The organism is Campylobacter concisus (assembly GCF_002913045.1).
GTDB lineage: Bacteria > Campylobacterota > Campylobacteria > Campylobacterales > Campylobacteraceae > Campylobacter_A > Campylobacter_A concisus_AP.
On record NZ_PPAF01000001.1, the window covers coordinates 1 to 446 of the forward strand.

At 41.0% G+C, this 446-nt stretch carries 1 protein-coding gene; it reads left to right on the forward strand.

Going from position 1 to position 446, the window contains the following annotated elements; genetic code table 11:
- On the forward strand, positions 1-446 hold a 446-nt coding region (locus tag CYP43_RS00005), incomplete at both ends, for a phage tail tape measure protein (RefSeq protein WP_103582036.1).

The following is a 446-nucleotide window of genomic DNA, read 5'->3' on the forward strand; positions in this document are numbered from 1 at the left end:
ATTTAATAAACTTGCAAATATCGACGGGCCAGACGAGAAATTTAAAAAAGCTCTGCAAAGCATTGGAATGGATGCAAACTACTTAAAGGTTGCAATGGCACGCGATGCTAGCAGCGGGCTTGATATGTTTTTAAACACTCTAGCCAAAGTCGATAAAAAGGCTCAAATGGGCGTACTAACTAATCTGTTCGGTACTCAATTTGCCGACGATATGGGCTCGCTAGTAAATGCGATCGGTCAATACAACCAGGCTGTAAATTTAGTAAACGATAAGGGAGCGATCGGCAGTATGGACGAAGCGATGAAGGCTAAACTAGCCACTACTAAAAGCGGACTAGAAAGGCTATCTGAAAGCTTCATAAGCTTGGGTATCACGATAGGTGATGCCTTTTTGCCAACGTTAAATTTAATCGTAAATGGACTTTCAAAAGTGACAAATTCTATAG